The sequence below is a fragment of the Mucilaginibacter sp. PPCGB 2223 genome (genome assembly GCF_001705515.1).
Lineage (GTDB): Bacteria > Bacteroidota > Bacteroidia > Sphingobacteriales > Sphingobacteriaceae > Mucilaginibacter.
In genome coordinates this window covers 482,647-499,097 of the sequence record NZ_MDJS01000004.1, presented here as the reverse complement: position 1 = coordinate 499,097, position 16,451 = coordinate 482,647, and the positions used below count along the sequence as shown (strand labels likewise).

15 protein-coding genes are annotated in these 16,451 nt (G+C 47.1%); 9 read left to right on the top strand and 6 right to left on the bottom strand.

The window, feature by feature from the left end:
* Nucleotides 1-10 precede the first annotated feature (10 nt).
* Nucleotides 11-616 carry a crossover junction endodeoxyribonuclease RuvC gene (ruvC, locus tag BEL04_RS20570; protein ID WP_066007029.1) on the top strand — a complete coding sequence of 202 codons (606 nt, stop codon included), beginning with the start codon at nucleotides 11-13 and terminating at the stop codon, nucleotides 614-616.
* 533 nt (nucleotides 617-1,149) lie between these two features.
* Here the strand turns inward: ruvC and BEL04_RS20565 are convergent.
* The 4 genes from BEL04_RS20565 to BEL04_RS24460 all read right to left on the bottom strand — a co-directional run bounded on the left by BEL04_RS20565 (nucleotide 1,150) and on the right by BEL04_RS24460 (nucleotide 5,670).
* Nucleotides 1,150-1,977 (bottom strand): hypothetical protein, encoded by an 828-nt coding sequence (locus tag BEL04_RS20565; protein WP_066007027.1) that lies wholly within the window; start codon nucleotides 1,975-1,977, stop codon nucleotides 1,150-1,152.
* 96 nt (nucleotides 1,978-2,073) lie between these two features.
* A complete protein-coding gene (locus BEL04_RS20560) occupies nucleotides 2,074-2,853 on the bottom strand; it encodes a hypothetical protein (RefSeq protein WP_066007025.1) in 780 nt (259 codons plus the stop codon).
* A 194-nt stretch (nucleotides 2,854-3,047) separates the two neighbouring features.
* A complete protein-coding gene (uvrB, locus tag BEL04_RS20555) occupies nucleotides 3,048-5,078 on the bottom strand; it encodes an excinuclease ABC subunit UvrB (RefSeq protein WP_066007023.1) in 2,031 nt (676 codons plus the stop codon).
* Nucleotides 5,079-5,511: 433 nt separating this feature from the next.
* On the bottom strand, nucleotides 5,512-5,670 hold the full coding sequence (locus tag BEL04_RS24460; protein ID WP_175404124.1) for a hypothetical protein: 159 nt from the start codon (nucleotides 5,668-5,670) through the stop codon (nucleotides 5,512-5,514).
* A 114-nt stretch (nucleotides 5,671-5,784) separates the two neighbouring features.
* Here BEL04_RS24460 and BEL04_RS20550 point away from each other — a divergent pair, with 114 nt between their 5' ends.
* The 8 genes from BEL04_RS20550 to BEL04_RS20515 all read left to right on the top strand — a co-directional run bounded on the left by BEL04_RS20550 (nucleotide 5,785) and on the right by BEL04_RS20515 (nucleotide 13,976).
* A complete protein-coding gene (locus BEL04_RS20550) occupies nucleotides 5,785-6,480 on the top strand; it encodes a YjjG family noncanonical pyrimidine nucleotidase (protein ID WP_139113125.1) in 696 nt (231 codons plus the stop codon).
* Nucleotides 6,477-7,001, top strand: coding sequence for a DinB family protein (locus BEL04_RS20545; RefSeq protein ID WP_066007021.1), 525 nt, complete (start codon nucleotides 6,477-6,479; stop codon nucleotides 6,999-7,001). Before BEL04_RS20550 ends, BEL04_RS20545 begins: the two co-directional genes overlap by 4 nt.
* 277 nt (nucleotides 7,002-7,278) lie before the next feature.
* Entirely contained in the window at nucleotides 7,279-8,133 is an 855-nt protein-coding gene (locus BEL04_RS20540; RefSeq protein WP_066007020.1) for a UDP-2,3-diacylglucosamine diphosphatase, read from the top strand.
* A gap of 84 nt (nucleotides 8,134-8,217) precedes the next feature.
* Nucleotides 8,218-9,201 (top strand): glycosyltransferase family protein, encoded by a 984-nt coding sequence (locus tag BEL04_RS20535; protein WP_066007019.1) that lies wholly within the window; start codon nucleotides 8,218-8,220, stop codon nucleotides 9,199-9,201.
* A 114-nt stretch (nucleotides 9,202-9,315) separates the two neighbouring features.
* Entirely contained in the window at nucleotides 9,316-10,167 is an 852-nt protein-coding gene (locus tag BEL04_RS20530) for a hypothetical protein (RefSeq protein WP_066007018.1), read from the top strand.
* Nucleotides 10,168-10,249: 82 nt separating this feature from the next.
* A complete protein-coding gene (locus tag BEL04_RS20525; protein WP_066007017.1) occupies nucleotides 10,250-11,980 on the top strand; it encodes a glycosyltransferase family 39 protein in 1,731 nt (576 codons plus the stop codon).
* Between the two features lie 178 nt (nucleotides 11,981-12,158).
* Complete coding sequence (gene murB / locus BEL04_RS20520) at nucleotides 12,159-13,172, top strand: UDP-N-acetylmuramate dehydrogenase (RefSeq protein ID WP_066007015.1); 1,014 nt, start codon at nucleotides 12,159-12,161, stop codon at nucleotides 13,170-13,172.
* 264 nt (nucleotides 13,173-13,436) lie between these two features.
* Nucleotides 13,437-13,976: an RNA polymerase sigma factor gene (locus BEL04_RS20515; RefSeq protein ID WP_066007013.1), complete on the top strand. Its 540-nt coding sequence runs from the start codon at nucleotides 13,437-13,439 to the stop codon at nucleotides 13,974-13,976.
* Between the two features lie 224 nt (nucleotides 13,977-14,200).
* Here BEL04_RS20515 and BEL04_RS20510 read toward each other — a convergent pair whose 3' ends face one another.
* Both BEL04_RS20510 and BEL04_RS20505 read right to left on the bottom strand, forming a co-directional pair.
* Nucleotides 14,201-15,691, bottom strand: a complete 1,491-nt coding sequence (locus BEL04_RS20510) for an NAD(P)/FAD-dependent oxidoreductase (protein WP_066007011.1) — start codon at nucleotides 15,689-15,691, stop codon at nucleotides 14,201-14,203.
* A 53-nt stretch (nucleotides 15,692-15,744) separates the two neighbouring features.
* Nucleotides 15,745-16,341 carry a thioredoxin family protein gene (locus tag BEL04_RS20505; protein WP_066007008.1) on the bottom strand — a complete coding sequence of 199 codons (597 nt, stop codon included), beginning with the start codon at nucleotides 16,339-16,341 and terminating at the stop codon, nucleotides 15,745-15,747.
* Nucleotides 16,342-16,451 lie beyond the last annotated feature (110 nt).

The window sequence follows — 16,451 nt, the reverse complement described above, 5'->3', positions numbered from 1 at the left end:
TACTTGTTTGATGCAAGCGCAAAATGTGAAAGAACGTGTAATATTGGGTATCGACCCGGGTACGGCGGTGATGGGCTACGGTTTGATCAGAGAAACCGGGTCAAAAGTGGAGCTGCTCAGCCTGGGCGTTGTGAAGCTGGATCACCTTGACGACCATGCGCTCAAACTGCAACGCATCTTCGAAAAAACCATCAGCCTCATCGATGAATACCATCCCGATTGCATGGCGCTCGAAGCCCCTTTTTATGGTAAAAATATCCAGGTAATGCTCAAGCTTGGCCGTGCACAGGGAGTGGCCATGGCAGCTGCGTTATCTCGCAATTTACCGATTGCCGAGTACGCGCCCCGTAAGGTAAAGCAATCCATTACAGGTAATGGCAGCGCTACCAAAGAGCAGGTAGCCGCCATGCTGCAAACCCTGCTCAAATTTACCGAAACCCCGCAGTTTTTAGATGCTACCGACGGGTTGGCCGTGGCCGTTTGCCATGCTTTTCAAAAGATCAGTGTAAAAGGCACATCGAGTATCGGCGGCGGTAAAAAAGCCAAAACCGGCTGGGCAGCTTTTGTAAAGGATAATGCCGAAAGGGTTTCTGTTCCCCGATCTCCGAAGAAATGAATGGAAGTTTTTTTTGGGGGTATTTGTGGGTATTTTGATAAGGTTGAAAAGTTTCAATGTTGTAATGTTTGAAAGTTTGTCTTTAGGACATGGGTATTTATGGGTGTCTTAAATAACATTTTGTTTTTCGGCTCAAAAACACATGGGTATTTTAAATGAAGTCATGCTGAACTTGTTTCAGCACCCCACAGGCAGAGCAACTACGCAAGTCGTTTTTTTGACTTTTTAATTTTTCATTTTGACTTAAAGGGCGTTCCCTGCGGGCCGGTCTATCCGTTCATACGCCTTCAGGCATTAACCACGGCCTGCCCTTAGCCCACGCACGGCCGGTATCCACTTCCATCCCTAACGCAGGCACATGGGTATTTATGGGTATTTCACTGCAACGGGCGGTATCCACTTACGATTTTTCTGAACTTTCACCGGTAAGCGGCCCGCATATCGATAATACATGCTCCAGGCCGAAAAATACCAATATGCCGGTTACCCATATCATCACAATATACTAATTTTAAATCATTTCTGCAAAGAAATCAATGGGTATTCAGGGCCAGTTTAACCCAAAAATCGCTCGCTTCGCTCATGCCCGAAGCATCCGGACGGCCCAGGCCTCCGGCCATGTTGCCACCGCCGTGCCTGCCTCCGCGGCCTCCGCCCATGCCGCCAGCACCCATTCCGCCTCCGCCCATGCCGCGGCCTCCGCCACTCATACCGCCGCTTTCCACGCCCCCGCCTTTGACAGGGCGCTCAACACCGTTAACCTGGATATTGATCTCTAACTCCTCGTTTTTGCCGGGCTTAATGTTCAGCATTTTGATGGGGATGGCCGTCTCGTAAACCAGGTTATGCTTATCGTCAAATTTAACGGCGGCTTTAAAACCATAAGTGTTAGCGGTGGTGATCACATCGCTCTCCACATTTTTAAAGCCGGTTACCCTGATACTGGTTGACTGCAACAGGGTAGGTTTCCTGATATCCTCGCCATCCTCGTCGCCTGTATGGGGTTTAAATATCGCCGAACCATCCGGAACAGGATAGGTCAGGCTGTAGGTTTTATGTTTTTTGCCTTCCGGATTTACCGAAACCGTAATACCCGCCGCCATGATCTTGCGCCGTAACTTCGGGTCGGTTACATAGGCTATTACATACAGGTCGGTGTCGTTATTGGCTATGGTATAATTCAGTTTGGTTTTGATATCGTATAAAGCCAGCGAATCGCCCCATTCGGTTAATTTGCCGTCGATATTCACATCGGCAGGAGCTTTTTGCATATATTGTTTACTGTCTTTTTGGGCAAAACAACTGATGGCCGATATGATTAAACCGGATAGGAGCAGGGAACAGGTAAAGTTAATTTTCATTGCGATACAGATGTATGGCAACAATACCCGCTCAAAATGAAATTTGGATGAATATCAGGCGCGCAACAGTTTTGTTACAAACTGGCCGTCAGGCTGTTATTTACCTGGCAAAGTGTAAGTTAGCCAAAACTCGGTAGCGGTGTATAAATCCGCGGGCGTATCGTCACGTGCATCGCCGGGAGCTCCTGATGGCGGCCGCGATCCGCCCCGTCCGCCCCCGCCGCGCGATCCGCCCCGCCCGCCTCCGCCAGCCGGCGAAGTCGCAGGTGCATCACCACCCATCGACGGTTTATCCAACGCGTTTATCGTGATATTGATATTCAGGCTACTTGTTCCGGGCTTCATATTGAGGGCTTTTAGTGGTATGGCCACCTCATAGCCCATTCCGCCTTCGTCTTTAAAGGCAAAGGCTGCTTTAAAGCCATGCGGGTCGGGCAGTACCATGTCATCGTCAACCCCTTTAAAGCCACTGGCTTTGGCATGGGTTTGCCGTGCATGCTGCTTTTCCATATAATTCAGGTTATCGTCGGTAACCGGCACAGGATAAGTAAGGCTGAATGATTTTTTCTTTTTGCCCTCGGTATTTATCGATAATGTAACACCTGCGCCCAATACTTTTTGCCTGATGGCACGCTGGTCGAGATTAGCTGTCAGGTACAGGTAGTTATCATCACTGCTAACGATGTATTTGATCTTGCTTTCGTTGTTATAGATGAATGATGTTTCGTTCCATTCGCCCAGTTGCCCGTCGATATTTACATCTGCCGGGGCCTTAGGTAAGATTTGTGCAGTGGGGGCGGTAGTTTGAGCAGTTGCGTTAAGCAGCCACAACGTGCTGAAGAGCACCGCGAAGCCGCATGGGATTTTACGTTTCATGATAAGAAGGGGTCAGTTATTGTTTCAACCTAAAGGTAACAAACATCCTGCTTTAATCCAGCTATCTTGTTTATAACAAGTTTGTTACGTATTCTGGTCCGAAAGGTTTTTAGTCCGGAAAGTCCGCAAGATATTTGCATGTACTTCCTGATCTCTGTCTTTCGGCTTTTCTGACTTCCCGACTTTCCGGACTACTAAGAAAACTTCTCTTCCATCATTTTCTCAAGCGCAAACATCTCGTCGCGCAGGCGTGCGGCCAGTAAAAAATCCATGTCTTTGGCGGCTGCCAGCATATCTTTTTTGGTGTTCTCTATCGATTTTTTCAGCTCGGCCTTGGTCATATACTGCACTATCGGGTCGGCAGCCAGGCTTGCTGTGGTATTTTCTTCAACATAAGCGCGCTGCACGCCGCCTTTAAAGTCTACCACCGATGTTTGCTCGATGATACCTTCCTTGCTTTTACCAACAGTTTTAGGTACGATGCCGTGCGCCTGATTATAAGCTATCTGTTTATCGCGACGACGGTCGGTCTCTTCGATGGTTACCTGCATCGAGTCGGTTATCTTATCGGCGTACATAATCACCCGGCCGCGGTCGTTACGGGCGGCGCGCCCGATGGTTTGTATCAGTGATCGCTCAGAGCGCAGGAAACCTTCCTTATCCGCATCCAAAATCGCCACTAAACTTACTTCGGGCAAATCGAGCCCCTCGCGCAGCAGGTTAATGCCGATCAGCACATCAAACTCGCCCAGGCGCAGCCCGCGCAAAATCTCTACGCGCTCCAAAGTTTTCACTTCCGAGTGGATGTAGCGGCATTTGATGCCCAACCTGTCCATATATTTAGCCAGCTCTTCGGCCATGCGTTTGGTGAGGGTGGTCACCAAAACGCGGTCGCCTAACTTAATGGTCTTATCTACCTCATCCAGTAGGTCATCCACCTGGTTAATTACCGGGCGTATCTCGATGCTTGGGTCCAGGAGGCCCGTCGGGCGTATCACCTGCTCCACCACTACGCCGCCGCTTTTCTCCAATTCAAAATCGCCGGGCGTAGCGCTCACGTATAAAGTCTGCGGCGCCAGGCGCTCAAACTCCTGGAAGTTTAAAGGCCGGTTATCCAAAGCCGCCGGCAAACGGAAGCCATAGTCAACCAGCGATATCTTACGCGAACGGTCGCCGCCATACATGGCGCGTATCTGCGGTACGGTAACGTGGCTCTCGTCAATCACCATCAGGTAATCGTCCGGGAAGTAATCCAAAAGGCAGAACGGCCTTGCGCCGGGCTTGCGCCCATCGAAAAACCGCGAGTAATTCTCGATGCCCGAGCAATAACCCAGTTCGCGTATCATTTCCAGGTCGTAGTTCACCCGCTCTTCCAGGCGTTTGGCTTCCAAAAAGCGGCCATCATCAATAAACTGCTTTTTGCGCACTTCCAGTTCTTCCTGTATGGCCCAGACCGACTGTTGGAAACGCTCGCGCGGGGCAACATACAGGTTGGCCGGGTAGATCACCATATCTTTCATTTTCTCGATGGTCTTACCCGATTTCAGATCGAAAGTGCTCAGCTCCTCAATATCATCGCCAAAGAACGATATGCGGTAACCCACATCCATATTGGCAGGGTACACATCCACCACATCGCCTTTAACCCTGAAACTGCCGCGGGTAAAATCGGCAGTGGTGCGGGCGTATAAAATTTCCACCAGGCGGTGTAAAAAAGCATTACGGCTAATGCGCGTGCCTACCGCAAAACGGAACACCGAATTGGCAAAATCTTCCGGGTTTCCCATACCGTATATACACGAAATGGACGATACCACGATCACATCCCTGCGGCCCGACATGAGCGCCGAAGTGGTACGGATACGCAGTTTCTCGATCTCGTCGTTGATCTGCAGGTCCTTTTCGATATACGTGTTCGACGATGGGATAAACGCCTCGGGCTGGTAATAATCGTAATAGCTTACAAAGTAGTTCACCGCGTTTTCGGGGAAGAACTGCTTAAACTCGCCGTATAATTGCGCGGCCAGTGTTTTATTGTGGCTCAAAATGAGCGTGGGCCTTTGCGTTTGCTGTATCACGTTGGCTACCGTGAAAGTTTTGCCCGAGCCGGTAACGCCCAGCAGGGTTTGGTAATTATCGCCGTTGTTTACACCTTCAACCAACTGGCGGATGGCTTCGGGCTGATCGCCGGTGGGTTGATAGTTCGAGGTTAGTTTAAATTCCATAGTAGAGAAGTGCGTATTGCGATATGCGTATTGCGATATCGCGGAGGATAACATCGATAAAAACCATCGGTGAAATCAAATGGTAATCGGTGCAATCCCGACCAAAACAAAACTACAAAAATTAGCAAACATAAAAAAGGGGAGCCAACCCGTGGTTCCCCCTAAAATCAAACCTTATATAAACATTAGTAAAAACTAACGTCGATATGTACTATACGCTCCAAATGCGTAAATAGTTTAAGGTCAGCAGTTTTTTACAAAAGGGTGATATGGGGAGTGGGTGAAAATGGATAAGGTAAGACAGAAGGAGCAGGGGTATTTGGATTATTAAAACGTTTATTTTAATTTGAACTGTTGAGTGAACGAATTTTTTTGGAGGTTAAGTAGCTTTTTCGGGGCTTTTTAATAAAAGAGGGCGTTCCCTGCGGGCGGGCTATCCCTGCCCGTGCGGCAGGCGGGCGCTCATACTGCACGAGGCATTAGCCACAAGGCCGGTATCCCTGCCCGTCCGGCAGGCGGGCGCTGCTATCCCTAACGCGGTTTTGTATTGCTGCCCCCTTAGGGGCTGAAGAAAAATCCAAAAATCGAGCATCAGCATCCGAAATCCAATTAGCTTTGCACATCATGATAAATCCAAAATCGAACATCCGAAACGGCGCAGCCCTCTTGAGCGCCGCTAAAAACAAACAATAGCGAAAAATCCGAAATGAAAATCTACCGTCACCTATTCTTCGACCTCGACCATACCATCTGGGATTTTGATAAAAACGCCGAAGAAACCCTTCAGGAACTTTATGCGGTTTATAAATTGAGCGAATTAGGTTTGCCCTCCGCCGAAGCGTTTATCGAAACCTATACTAAGAACAACCACCAGCTTTGGGCCGATTATCATCTGGGTAAAATAACCAAGGTCACCCTGCGCGAAATGCGTTTTAAAAAAACCTTTTTAGAGATGGGCCTGAGCCCGGAGCTGATACCGGTACGGTTTGAGGACGACTACGTGCGTATATGCCCAACCAAAACCAATTTGTTCGAAGGCGCGCACGAAACCCTGCAATACCTGCACGGTAAATACACGCTTCATTTGATAACCAACGGGTTTAAAGAATCGCAGGGGCAAAAAATAAACGGTACGGATATCGGCAAATATTTCGACCAGGTAATTTGCTCGGAAGATGTAGGCGCGAACAAACCCGACCCGGCAATTTTTCAGCACGCTTTGGATGCCGCCGGAGCTGAGAAGGAGACAAGTATCATGATAGGCGACAGCCTGGAAGCGGATGTGATGGGCGCCCTGAACTTTGGGATGGATGCCATTTATTTTAACCCGGCCGGGTTACCTAAGCCAGAGCATATTGCCTTGCAGATAAGCAATTTAAATGAGTTAACTTTGTTGCTATGAGCATCGCTTCGGATAAAAAGGCATTGGAAGAAAGTTTGGCCGAGTACCGTCGTAAGCTGGACGAACTGCCCGACGATCTGTTCAACCAAACGCCGCCAGGCGGCGGCTGGAGCTGCGGCGAAGTATACTGCCACATTATGCAGGCTAACATGGGTTCGCTCGTCGCGATCGAAAGGTGTATCAACGGTACCGGCCAGATAGACAACAAACGCCTGGGCCTGCTGGCAAGCCTGGTGTTTTTAACAGGGCGCTTCCCGCCGGTAAAGATCAAGGCCCCGGCCAAATTTGCCGCTATGGTTACCAATATCGATAAGGAAGAGGCGCGCAACAACATCGTTAAAGTTAAAAAACGCGTCGAACAGTTAGCCGGAGCCATCAGCAAATCGTCCTCGTTCATCAAAGTAAAACATCCGCGCCTGGGTTTACTTAATGCCCGGCAGTGGCTGCGTTTTATCAGCATCCATACCCGCCATCACCTGCGGCAACTGGAGCGTATCGAAAAAAAATTCGGCAGGCACTAAACATTTGTCATTTAACGTTGTCTTAATATTCAGATAATCTGGCATTCAGATATTTGCACCTAATATTCGAGGCAATGAATCAGGAGTTAATACATTTATTCGAAGTGGGCTTTTTACTCATCCTGGTGGGTATATTTTACATCAGCCCTTTCGATCTAAGAGTTGATGAGGAAGACGACGACGAGTAACCTCCCGGCGCTAACTCAAGCTCTAACCGGCGCTCTCCCCGCCGTAACGCAAGCCTCACCCTTAAAATGTACCCCAAATACTTATTGTAATGGCAAAGCGCGAGGTTGATATTGTAGTGGTTTCTGATGTGCACCTGGGCACATACGGCTGCCAGGCTAAGGAGCTTTTACGCTATCTGAAAAGCATCAAACCCAAGATATTGATCCTTAACGGCGATATCATCGATATCTGGCAGTTTAGTAAATCCTACTTCCCCGAAGCACATACCAAGGTACTGCGCCGTATCCTGAAGTTTGTGACCGACGGCATCCCTGTTTACTACCTTACCGGCAACCACGATGAAATGCTGCGCAAGTTTGCCGATTTTAACCTGGGCAGTTTCCAGCTTTTAAATAAGGTGGTACTTAACATCGATGGCAAAAAAGCCTGGATATTTCATGGCGACGTGTTCGACGTAACCATGCAGCACTCCAAATGGCTGGCTAAGCTGGGCGCGGTTGGGTACGATACGCTCATCATCATCAACAGTATGGTCAACTGGTTCCTGACCGCCATCGGCAGGCAAAAAATGAGCTTTTCGCAAAAGGTAAAGGCTAAATTTAAAGATGCTGTGGCTTTTATCAATCAGTTTGAACAAACTGCTGCCGACCTGGCCGTGGATAAAAAATACGACTACGTAATCTGCGGCCATATCCATCACTCTGAGATACGCGAGATACCCAATACCGATAAAACCGGTTCGGTGCTATACCTTAACTCGGGCGATTGGGTGGAGAGCCTCACCGCGCTCGAATACAATAACGGGCAATGGGGTATTTATAAATACGAGCCTGCGCATTATATTATTGAGGTTGAAGATGACGACAAAACCGATTCGGAAGACCTTGATGCCAAGATGAATGTGATCGACCTGCTGGAGCGCTTTAAACAGGAAGCGCATTAATTACCGTCACATTTTACATTAATATAATACAGCCGGAGCCGCATTTGCGGTTAAACTATCTATATTTACCACCGGCATCAGCAAATGAAGATACTTTTCGCTATACAAGGTACAGGTAACGGACACATCAGCCGCGCGCGCGAAATTGTTCCGCTATTGCAGCAATATGGCGAGCTCGATTTACTTATCAGTGGTACCGAAGCCGAAGTATCACTTCCTCAGGCTTTAAAATATCGCCTGCATGGTGCCAGCTTTGTTTTCGGTAAAAAGGGTGGTATCGATAAATGGGCCACCTACAAATTGATGGACCTGCGGCAGCTGTGGCGCGATATGCGCCATATCCCATTAAAGCAATACGATCTGATCGTTAACGATTTTGAACCGGTCACGGCCTGGGCCTGTAAACTTCAAAAGGTACAATCGGTATCGTTGAGCCACCAGTGTTCATTTATTTCGCCTAAAACCCCGCGCCCCGACAAATGGAATTTTGCCGAACTGCTGTTAAAATACTATTCGCCAACCGACTACCATATTGGCTTCCACTTCGACAGGTACGACGATTTTATCCATACCCCGGTTATCCGCAGCGAGATACGCGCACTCGAACCGCAGAATAAAGGCCATTACAGCGTTTACCTGCCTGCTTACGATGATAAAACGCTGGTGAGATACCTGAAGCAGATCGATGTGCCCTGGCAGGTGTTTTCGAAACGTGCAACCAGCACTTATACCGAGGGCAATGTAACGGTAAGCCGGGTAAACAACGAGGGCTTTAATACCAGTATGGCCAATTGCGAGGGGCTGCTTACCGGTGGTGGCTTTGAGGGTCCGGCTGAGGCGCTGTTCCTGCAAAAAAAGGTGCTGATGATACCCATGACCGACCAGTACGAACAGCAATGCAACGCTCTTGCCGCTTCAAAGTTAGGTGTGCCGGTAATCAAAGAAATAGACGATAACTTTGTACCCGAACTCAAAAAATGGGTAGCGGGCAGCGAACGTGTGAAAGTAGATTTTCCGGATGAAACAGCTGCAATTGTTGAGGGCATGGTGAAAAAGTACGCGAGATAATTTAAACAAGATTTTTCATTTTGAGTAAGCAGCCGGCCTGGTTTGTCCGGGACTTTACATATATAAACTATTTCTCCTTGACCAAAATCACCAATCAGTTACATTTGTAACCTAATGAATAATATTGCCCTGATCGTTCACGCTTGCGACAGGTACCAGCTGTTGTACCGGGGTTTTGAGTATTTCTTTAAACGCAACTGGCCTTTTGATGAGATCGGCATCAAATATTATTTCCTTACCGAAGAAACTGATTATCCGTCTGACCTTTTTACCAACATTAAAACCGGTAAGGGCGAGTGGAGCGACAGGCTGTTGAACGGCCTGAACCAGATACCCGAGGAGTTCGTTATCTATTTCCAGGAAGATATGTGGTTAAGCCGGCCTGTATCGGCAGAAACCATTAATAAGGTTATTTCTTTGGCATTGGATAAAGACATTAACCTGTTTAAGCTTTCCAGCAACGATGTATACCAAACCACATCAACAGGCAATTATATCGATGGGCTTTCGGTTTCGGTATTGAATAATGAAGAAAGCAAGTTCCTGATGTCGCACCAGGTATCTGTCTGGAAAAAGTCATTCCTGGCCGAGCAGCTCAAATATAAAGAACACCCCTGGCGTAACGAGCGCGAAGGCACCAAACGCCTGCGGGCCCTTAACCCTAAAATTTACCACATCGATCTGTTTAGCGAGAACGGCCAGTTTCCGATCAATAATAATGGCAAGTATTTAAAGCCGAGCCGTTATTATACCGTTTCGCAAAATGCACAGCTTAACAGCTCGGCACGCCCCTTTATCGAGGGCCTTAAACAAGCCGACGACGAAGCAACGCGGCAATATGGGTTAGTTCTGGAATATAATTTTGAACACGGCATTACGCATGACGGGCAGCCCAAACCCCGTAAGCAAGATATTTTTAAGAAGATTAAAAACGCTTTTAAAAGCCTTTTTAAATCGTCGTCATAATATCTGCCGTACATTTAACCGCTTTCAATAATCCGTATAATCATTTTTCAGTAATCAATGCAATCCCGTTATCTTTGAGGCAGTGAACGATCAGCCTTCAATCAATCATTCTTTATTCGCTTACAGCTCAGCGTATCAATACCTGTTATCAGCTAAAAACCGGCCATTCTTGCTGGTTTTCATCTTAGGCATCCTGATCAACATTGCGGGCATTACCACTAAATTTTTTACTGATGATCCGGGCCTGTACGGGTTGATTGCCCGTAATATGGTGGAGAGCCATAATTACGCCAACCTGATGTTCCAGGGAGTCGACTGGCTGGATAAGCCGCATTTCCCGTTCTGGGTTATTGCTGTCAGCTTTAAAATATTTGGCATTAATACCGTGGCTTATAAGCTGCCCGCGCTCTGTTTCTATTTTATGTCGGTTATCTACACCTATAAACTGGCCAAAAAGTTTTACGGTGTCGAAACCGCGCTGATCGCCGTGCTCATCCTGCTCACCGCCCAGCACACCATCATGTCGAACACCGATGTGCGTGCCGAGCCTTATATTATGGGCCTGCTGATGGGCAGTGTTTATCATTTTTATGGGTTGAAGGAAAAGTTTGGCTTACGCGATCTGCTTTTAGGCTCGCTGTTTGCCGGCTGCGCGGTGATGACCAAGGGTATCTACCTGCTCATCCCCATCGGTTTTGCCATCATCGGCGATTATATTTTTAAAGGCGATTTTAAAGGCCTGTTTCAATGGCGATGGCTGTTTGCCGTGGCGCTTACCGCGATATTTGTTTTGCCCGAGATATACACTTTATATACCCAGTTCGACCTGCACCCCGAAAAAACGGTATTTCATCGCAAGGGCGTATCGGGTATCAAATGGTTTTTGTGGGATAGCCAGTTCGGCCGCTTTAACAGCACTGGTTATATTAAGCGCGATGATGGCAGCTATTTCTTCTTTTTACACACGCTGCTCTGGGCCTATGCGCCCTGGTGCTTCCTGTTTTATGCGTCGGTGTTCTTTACCATCAAAAAAATGGTCAGCCGCATCCGGATGCCCGAGTATGTATGCATCTCCGGCGCCGGGGTAATGCTGTTCATCTTCTCTATTTCTGCATTCCAGCTGCCTTTTTATACCAATATCCTGTTCCCGTTATTTTCCATTATCACAGCGGTTTACGTACAAAACGTCATCAGCACAAACAAGGGTAAATTTTTCAAGATCACGCAGTATATTGTTACAGGTTTATTGATCATAGCCTTTATCGGGCTCAACTTTATTTTCTCGCCCGGGCGGTTTTTAACGTTTTCGGCCATTACGCTCGCCTTGGGTTTATTAACCTGGTACATTTATAAAAACGGGCGATCGGTATATTACAGCCTGTTTTTATTTACCTGTTGCGTGGCCGTTTGGCTAAATGCTTATTTTATATCGGTGGTTTATCCGGTTCTGCTCCGTTACAAGCCCGAAGTACAGGCGTCAGCCTATGTTAACGAGCACCTGGCCGATAAGCCAATCATCGTGATCTGCGCTATCCCTAACGCTTTTCCGTTTTATATACCAAGGCCCATCGAGGTAACATCGCTAAGCAGGTTACTGGCAAAACCTGTCGACCCAAACGCGGTCGTCCTGATCGACGATAATCTGGTTAAACAAATGGATTATCAGAAGGTTAACTATACGGTGATCAAGGCTTTTGACGACTATCCGCAGGAGAACTTAACTTTACCGTTTATTTTAGAGAAACAGCGCTACAAAACGCTCGATCATTTTTATTTGGTCAATATATTATCAGTAAAAAAGGACAAGAATTAAAAAGATTAAATCACGATAAAAGCATTGGCATGTGCGATTCCCTCCCTTGGGAGGGTGTAGGGAGGGGTTTCTACGTCATAGCCACAAATAAACCCCTCCCTGCCACATCACAGCCCATCGCACCCCTCCCCGAGGAGGGAATTGAAAAGCTTTGTTATAAATTTATATTTTAGATACTATGCTGCAGATCCACCAAAACGTATCGCTTAAAAACTTTAACACCTTTGGTATCGACGCCAATGCCCGTTATTTTGTAGAGATCGATCATGCCGGCGACCTGGTTGAGCTTTTTATGGACCCGCAATGGAAAACCACCGGGCGCCTGGTACTGGGTGGCGGCAGCAATCTGCTACTTACCCGGGATTTCGACGGACTGGTTATCCGGATGAATATCCGCGGCATCGAACACCGCATCAATCACAACGAAGTTTTTGTAGAAGCCGGCGCAGGCGAAGTTTGGAACGAATTTGTACAGTACTGCGTTAAATGGCAATTTGCCGGTGTCGAAAACCTGAGCCTCATACCAGGTTCGGTCGGCGCATCGCCCATCCAAAACATCGGCGCGTACGGTGTGGAACTCAAAGATGTATTCGATTCGTGCGAGGCATTCGAGATCGCTACCGGTACCTTTAAAACCTTCAGCAAAGCCGATTGCCATTTTGCTTATCGCGAAAGCATATTTAAACAGCTGCCCGGTCAGTACATTATTGTCAGAGTAAAATTCAAACTGTCGCTCATTCCCGATATCAATACCCGTTACGGCGCTATCGCACAGGAACTTACTAACCGTGGTATTACCGCGCCAACGATCAAAGATATATCCGATGTGGTATCGCATATCCGCGTATCCAAACTCCCCGACCCGTCGACCATAGGCAACGCGGGCAGCTTTTTTAAAAACCCGGTCATCAGCAGCGAAGAGTTTGAAACCGTAAAGACAAACTTTCCCGAAGTGGTACATTACCCTGCCGGAGATGGCCTGGTTAAACTGGCGGCCGGCTGGCTCATCGAGCAATGCGGCTGGAAAGGTAAGATAATAGGCCATACCGGCACCTGGAAAAACCAGGCCCTGGTGCTGGTTAATCATGGCGGCGCAACAGGGCAGGAGATCTTCGACCTGTCGGCAGCTATTATTGATAGTGTACAGGCCAAATTCGGCGTTACCCTGCAGCGCGAAGTAAATATTCTGTAATAAAAGCCAACTGTTTTAAAAAGTATACAGAAAACTATACACTGTATAAAAATTCTGTTTTTGTGAACATCGTGTCTCCTGCACTGTCCGGTTTTTAGCTGACTTTTTTAAAAATAGCCTAATTATCAACAAATTGTAATTTTATATAAGTTGAGAAACAAGCTGTAAAAGAGCTTTTGCCTCTATTGTAACACCGCCTGGTTTCCTTATTAAATAAAGCGGTATCATGTTTGTTTTAGAGTTGATCACTAAAACATTAACAACATGACAAAGATTGAGTTTAACACCATGGTACTGCGTCAGGCTGGTTCATTGCGGTCATACGCACTTCACTTCACTCACGACGCCGATGATGCTAACGACCTTGTTCAGGATACAATGTTGAAAGCCATAACTTATTATAATAAGTTTAAAGAAGGCACTAACCTTAAAGGCTGGTTATATACCATCATGAAAAATACTTTCATCAACAATTACCGTCGTTTTGTTAAGATGAGCACCTTTGTTACCAAGTCTGACGAGATATCATCGCCAAACCTGGTATTCAGCTCAACCAAAAATCAGGGCGAAGCCAAATTTGTGATGGACGATATCAAAAAAGCTTTAGATCGCTTACCCGAAGACTACTACGTACCCTTTACGATGTATTTTGAAGGGCATAAATACCACGAAATTGCCGACGAACTGGATATCCCTATCGGTACCGTTAAAACCCGCATCCACGTAGCACGCAAGCTGCTAAAAAAGAATTTAAAAGCTTACGATAACGGTATTAAAAGACCAGTATATGCCGAGGAAGACTGATCCCCTGAAACTAAACTCAATATATCTGCATATAGACAAATGCCCGCGAACATAGCGGGCATTTGTCGTTTAAGGGATGGATTGGCACTATACTCATTGTTTCTGTCAACATATTGTTAAAACCATGATCAAGTTAATTTTTATAACAGATACTGGTTTTACCGGGCATAAACGGTATCCCTGTCTGCCGACAAGCAGACGCTTCCTGACGCAATTTGCACATCTTATCGTTTGCACATTAAAAGCAACTTCATAGCCTCCTTAGCCGCCACCTGCCCCGATATAATAGCCGGTGGCACACCCGGCCCGGGCACGGTAAGCTGGCCGGTATACAGCATATTCCGGATATGCTTTGCACGCATGGCCGGTTTTAAAAACGCAGTTTGTTTTAAGGTATTAGCCAGGCCATAGGCATTGCCTTTGTACGAGTGATAATCCGATTGAAAATCGTTCAATGCATAGCTTCGTTTTACAATAATGTTTTCGCGGATGTTTTGCCCGGTTACCTTTTCAAAGCGGTCCATCATCACTCCAAAATACTTTTCGCGGGTTTGTTCATCATCGGTCAGGCCCGGAGCAATGGGCATTAAAAAGAACAGGTTTTCGCAACCTGCAGGCGCTACCGTGGTATCAGTTTTTGATGGGCAGCAAACATAAAACAGCGGTTTACCCGGCCATTTCGGGTCGGCGTAAATATCGGCCGCATGCTGCTCAAAGTCTTCGTCAAAAAACAGGTTATGATGCTGTATATCTGCTACTTTTTTATTGGTGCCGATATAAAACAGCAAACTTGAAGGCGACATAGTCCGTGTATCCCAGTATTGCTCATCGTAATTGCGATGCTTCTTCTCAACCAACTGCTGGTCTACATGTGCATAATCAGCTCCGGCGATAATGAAATCGGCTTCGATCATGCCTTGCGTTGTCTCCACACTTCGCGCGCGTTTGTTGTAGATATTGATCTTTGTTACTTCGGTATTTAGCCTGATCTCCACGCCCAGTTCCTCCGCAACAGCAACCATGGCTTTTACAATTTCGTGCATGCCACCCATGGGGTACCAGGTGCCCAATACCAGGTCGGCGTAGTTCATCAGGCTGTACATGGCCGGGGTATTTTGCGGCGTTGCGCCCAAAAACAATACCGGGAACTCCAGCAATTTTACCAGCTTCGGGTTTTTAAAATGCCGGCGCACATGTTTGCTCATATTGCCCAGCATCTGTATCCGCAAACTCTGGATGATCAGCTTCAGATCAATAAATTCGGTAATGGAGTGCGACGGCCTGAAAACATAGTCGCCCATGGCAACTTTGTACTTGTACCCGGCCTGTTTTAAAAATTCGCGCAGAGCCATGCTGCTGCCCGGCTCTATCTCCTCAAACAAAACTTCCAGCACCTGCATATCTGCCGGGATATCCATCTGGTCGTCCTCTCCAAAATAAATATGGTAGCCCGGGTCGAGCCTTTTCAACTCATAATAATCGGAAATCTTTTTGCCGAACAGCGCAAAATAGTTCTCAAAAACATCGGGCATCCAGTACCAGCTTGGCCCCATATCAAAAGTAAAACCATCTTTTTTCCAGACGCGCGCACGGCCGCCGGGCTGGTCGTTCTTTTCTAAAACAGTTACTTTATTACCTGCTTTGGCCAAAACCGAAGCTGCCGATAACCCGGCAAAACCGGCGCCGATAACGATAATATGTTTGGGCTTATCCATAGGCTACAACGAGCCTAAAGTAGCAATTTGTTAGTGTATGTGCCTGCAATAAATCAATTTGGTGATGGCGTTGTTGCCGCGGTACGTGGTGTGGGCACCGGTTTGTTTTGCGCAAAGCGTTTGGCAATAACGGCCAGTTGATCGTCGTTCAGGTTCGATGTCTTTTTCAGTATGCCGCTAAAATAAGCAACCTCTTTTTCGCTGGCAGGGCAGCCCACGCTTTCGCCAGGTGTATCTAATGATGCTCCTGCCGGGCGCATCTGGCTATCGGCCAGTAAAGTACCGTTTGCGTCGAGTATCGTCCAAAACGGCAAACCTGATTTTTCGCCTTTAAATTTTTTGAGCACATCTAACGATCCGGGGTTTTCGAGGCTCGCCTTGGCTGGTTGCTCCATCACATCAAGCGTGGTTATCACATAATTATCGTCGAAAAACTTCTTGCAGGCCGGGTCGTTCAAGCTGGCTTCCATTTTTTTACACCAGCCGCACCACGAAGCGTGGAAAATAAGCATTACCTTTTTATTTTCTTTAGTGGCCTGCGCATAGGCCTGTTTTAAAACACTTTCGGACGATGGCATTGCAGTTTGCGCAAGGGCCCCAGCCACAAACGCGAAACTAAAAACGGTGAGTAATACCAATAATTTTTTCATGATAAATCGTTTTGATAAAGCAAGTTAGGTATAATTTAAACCCGTTCATCCGCAATAATAAACTATGACATATTTATGTTATATCACTTTTACGCGGTCATCGCACCTAA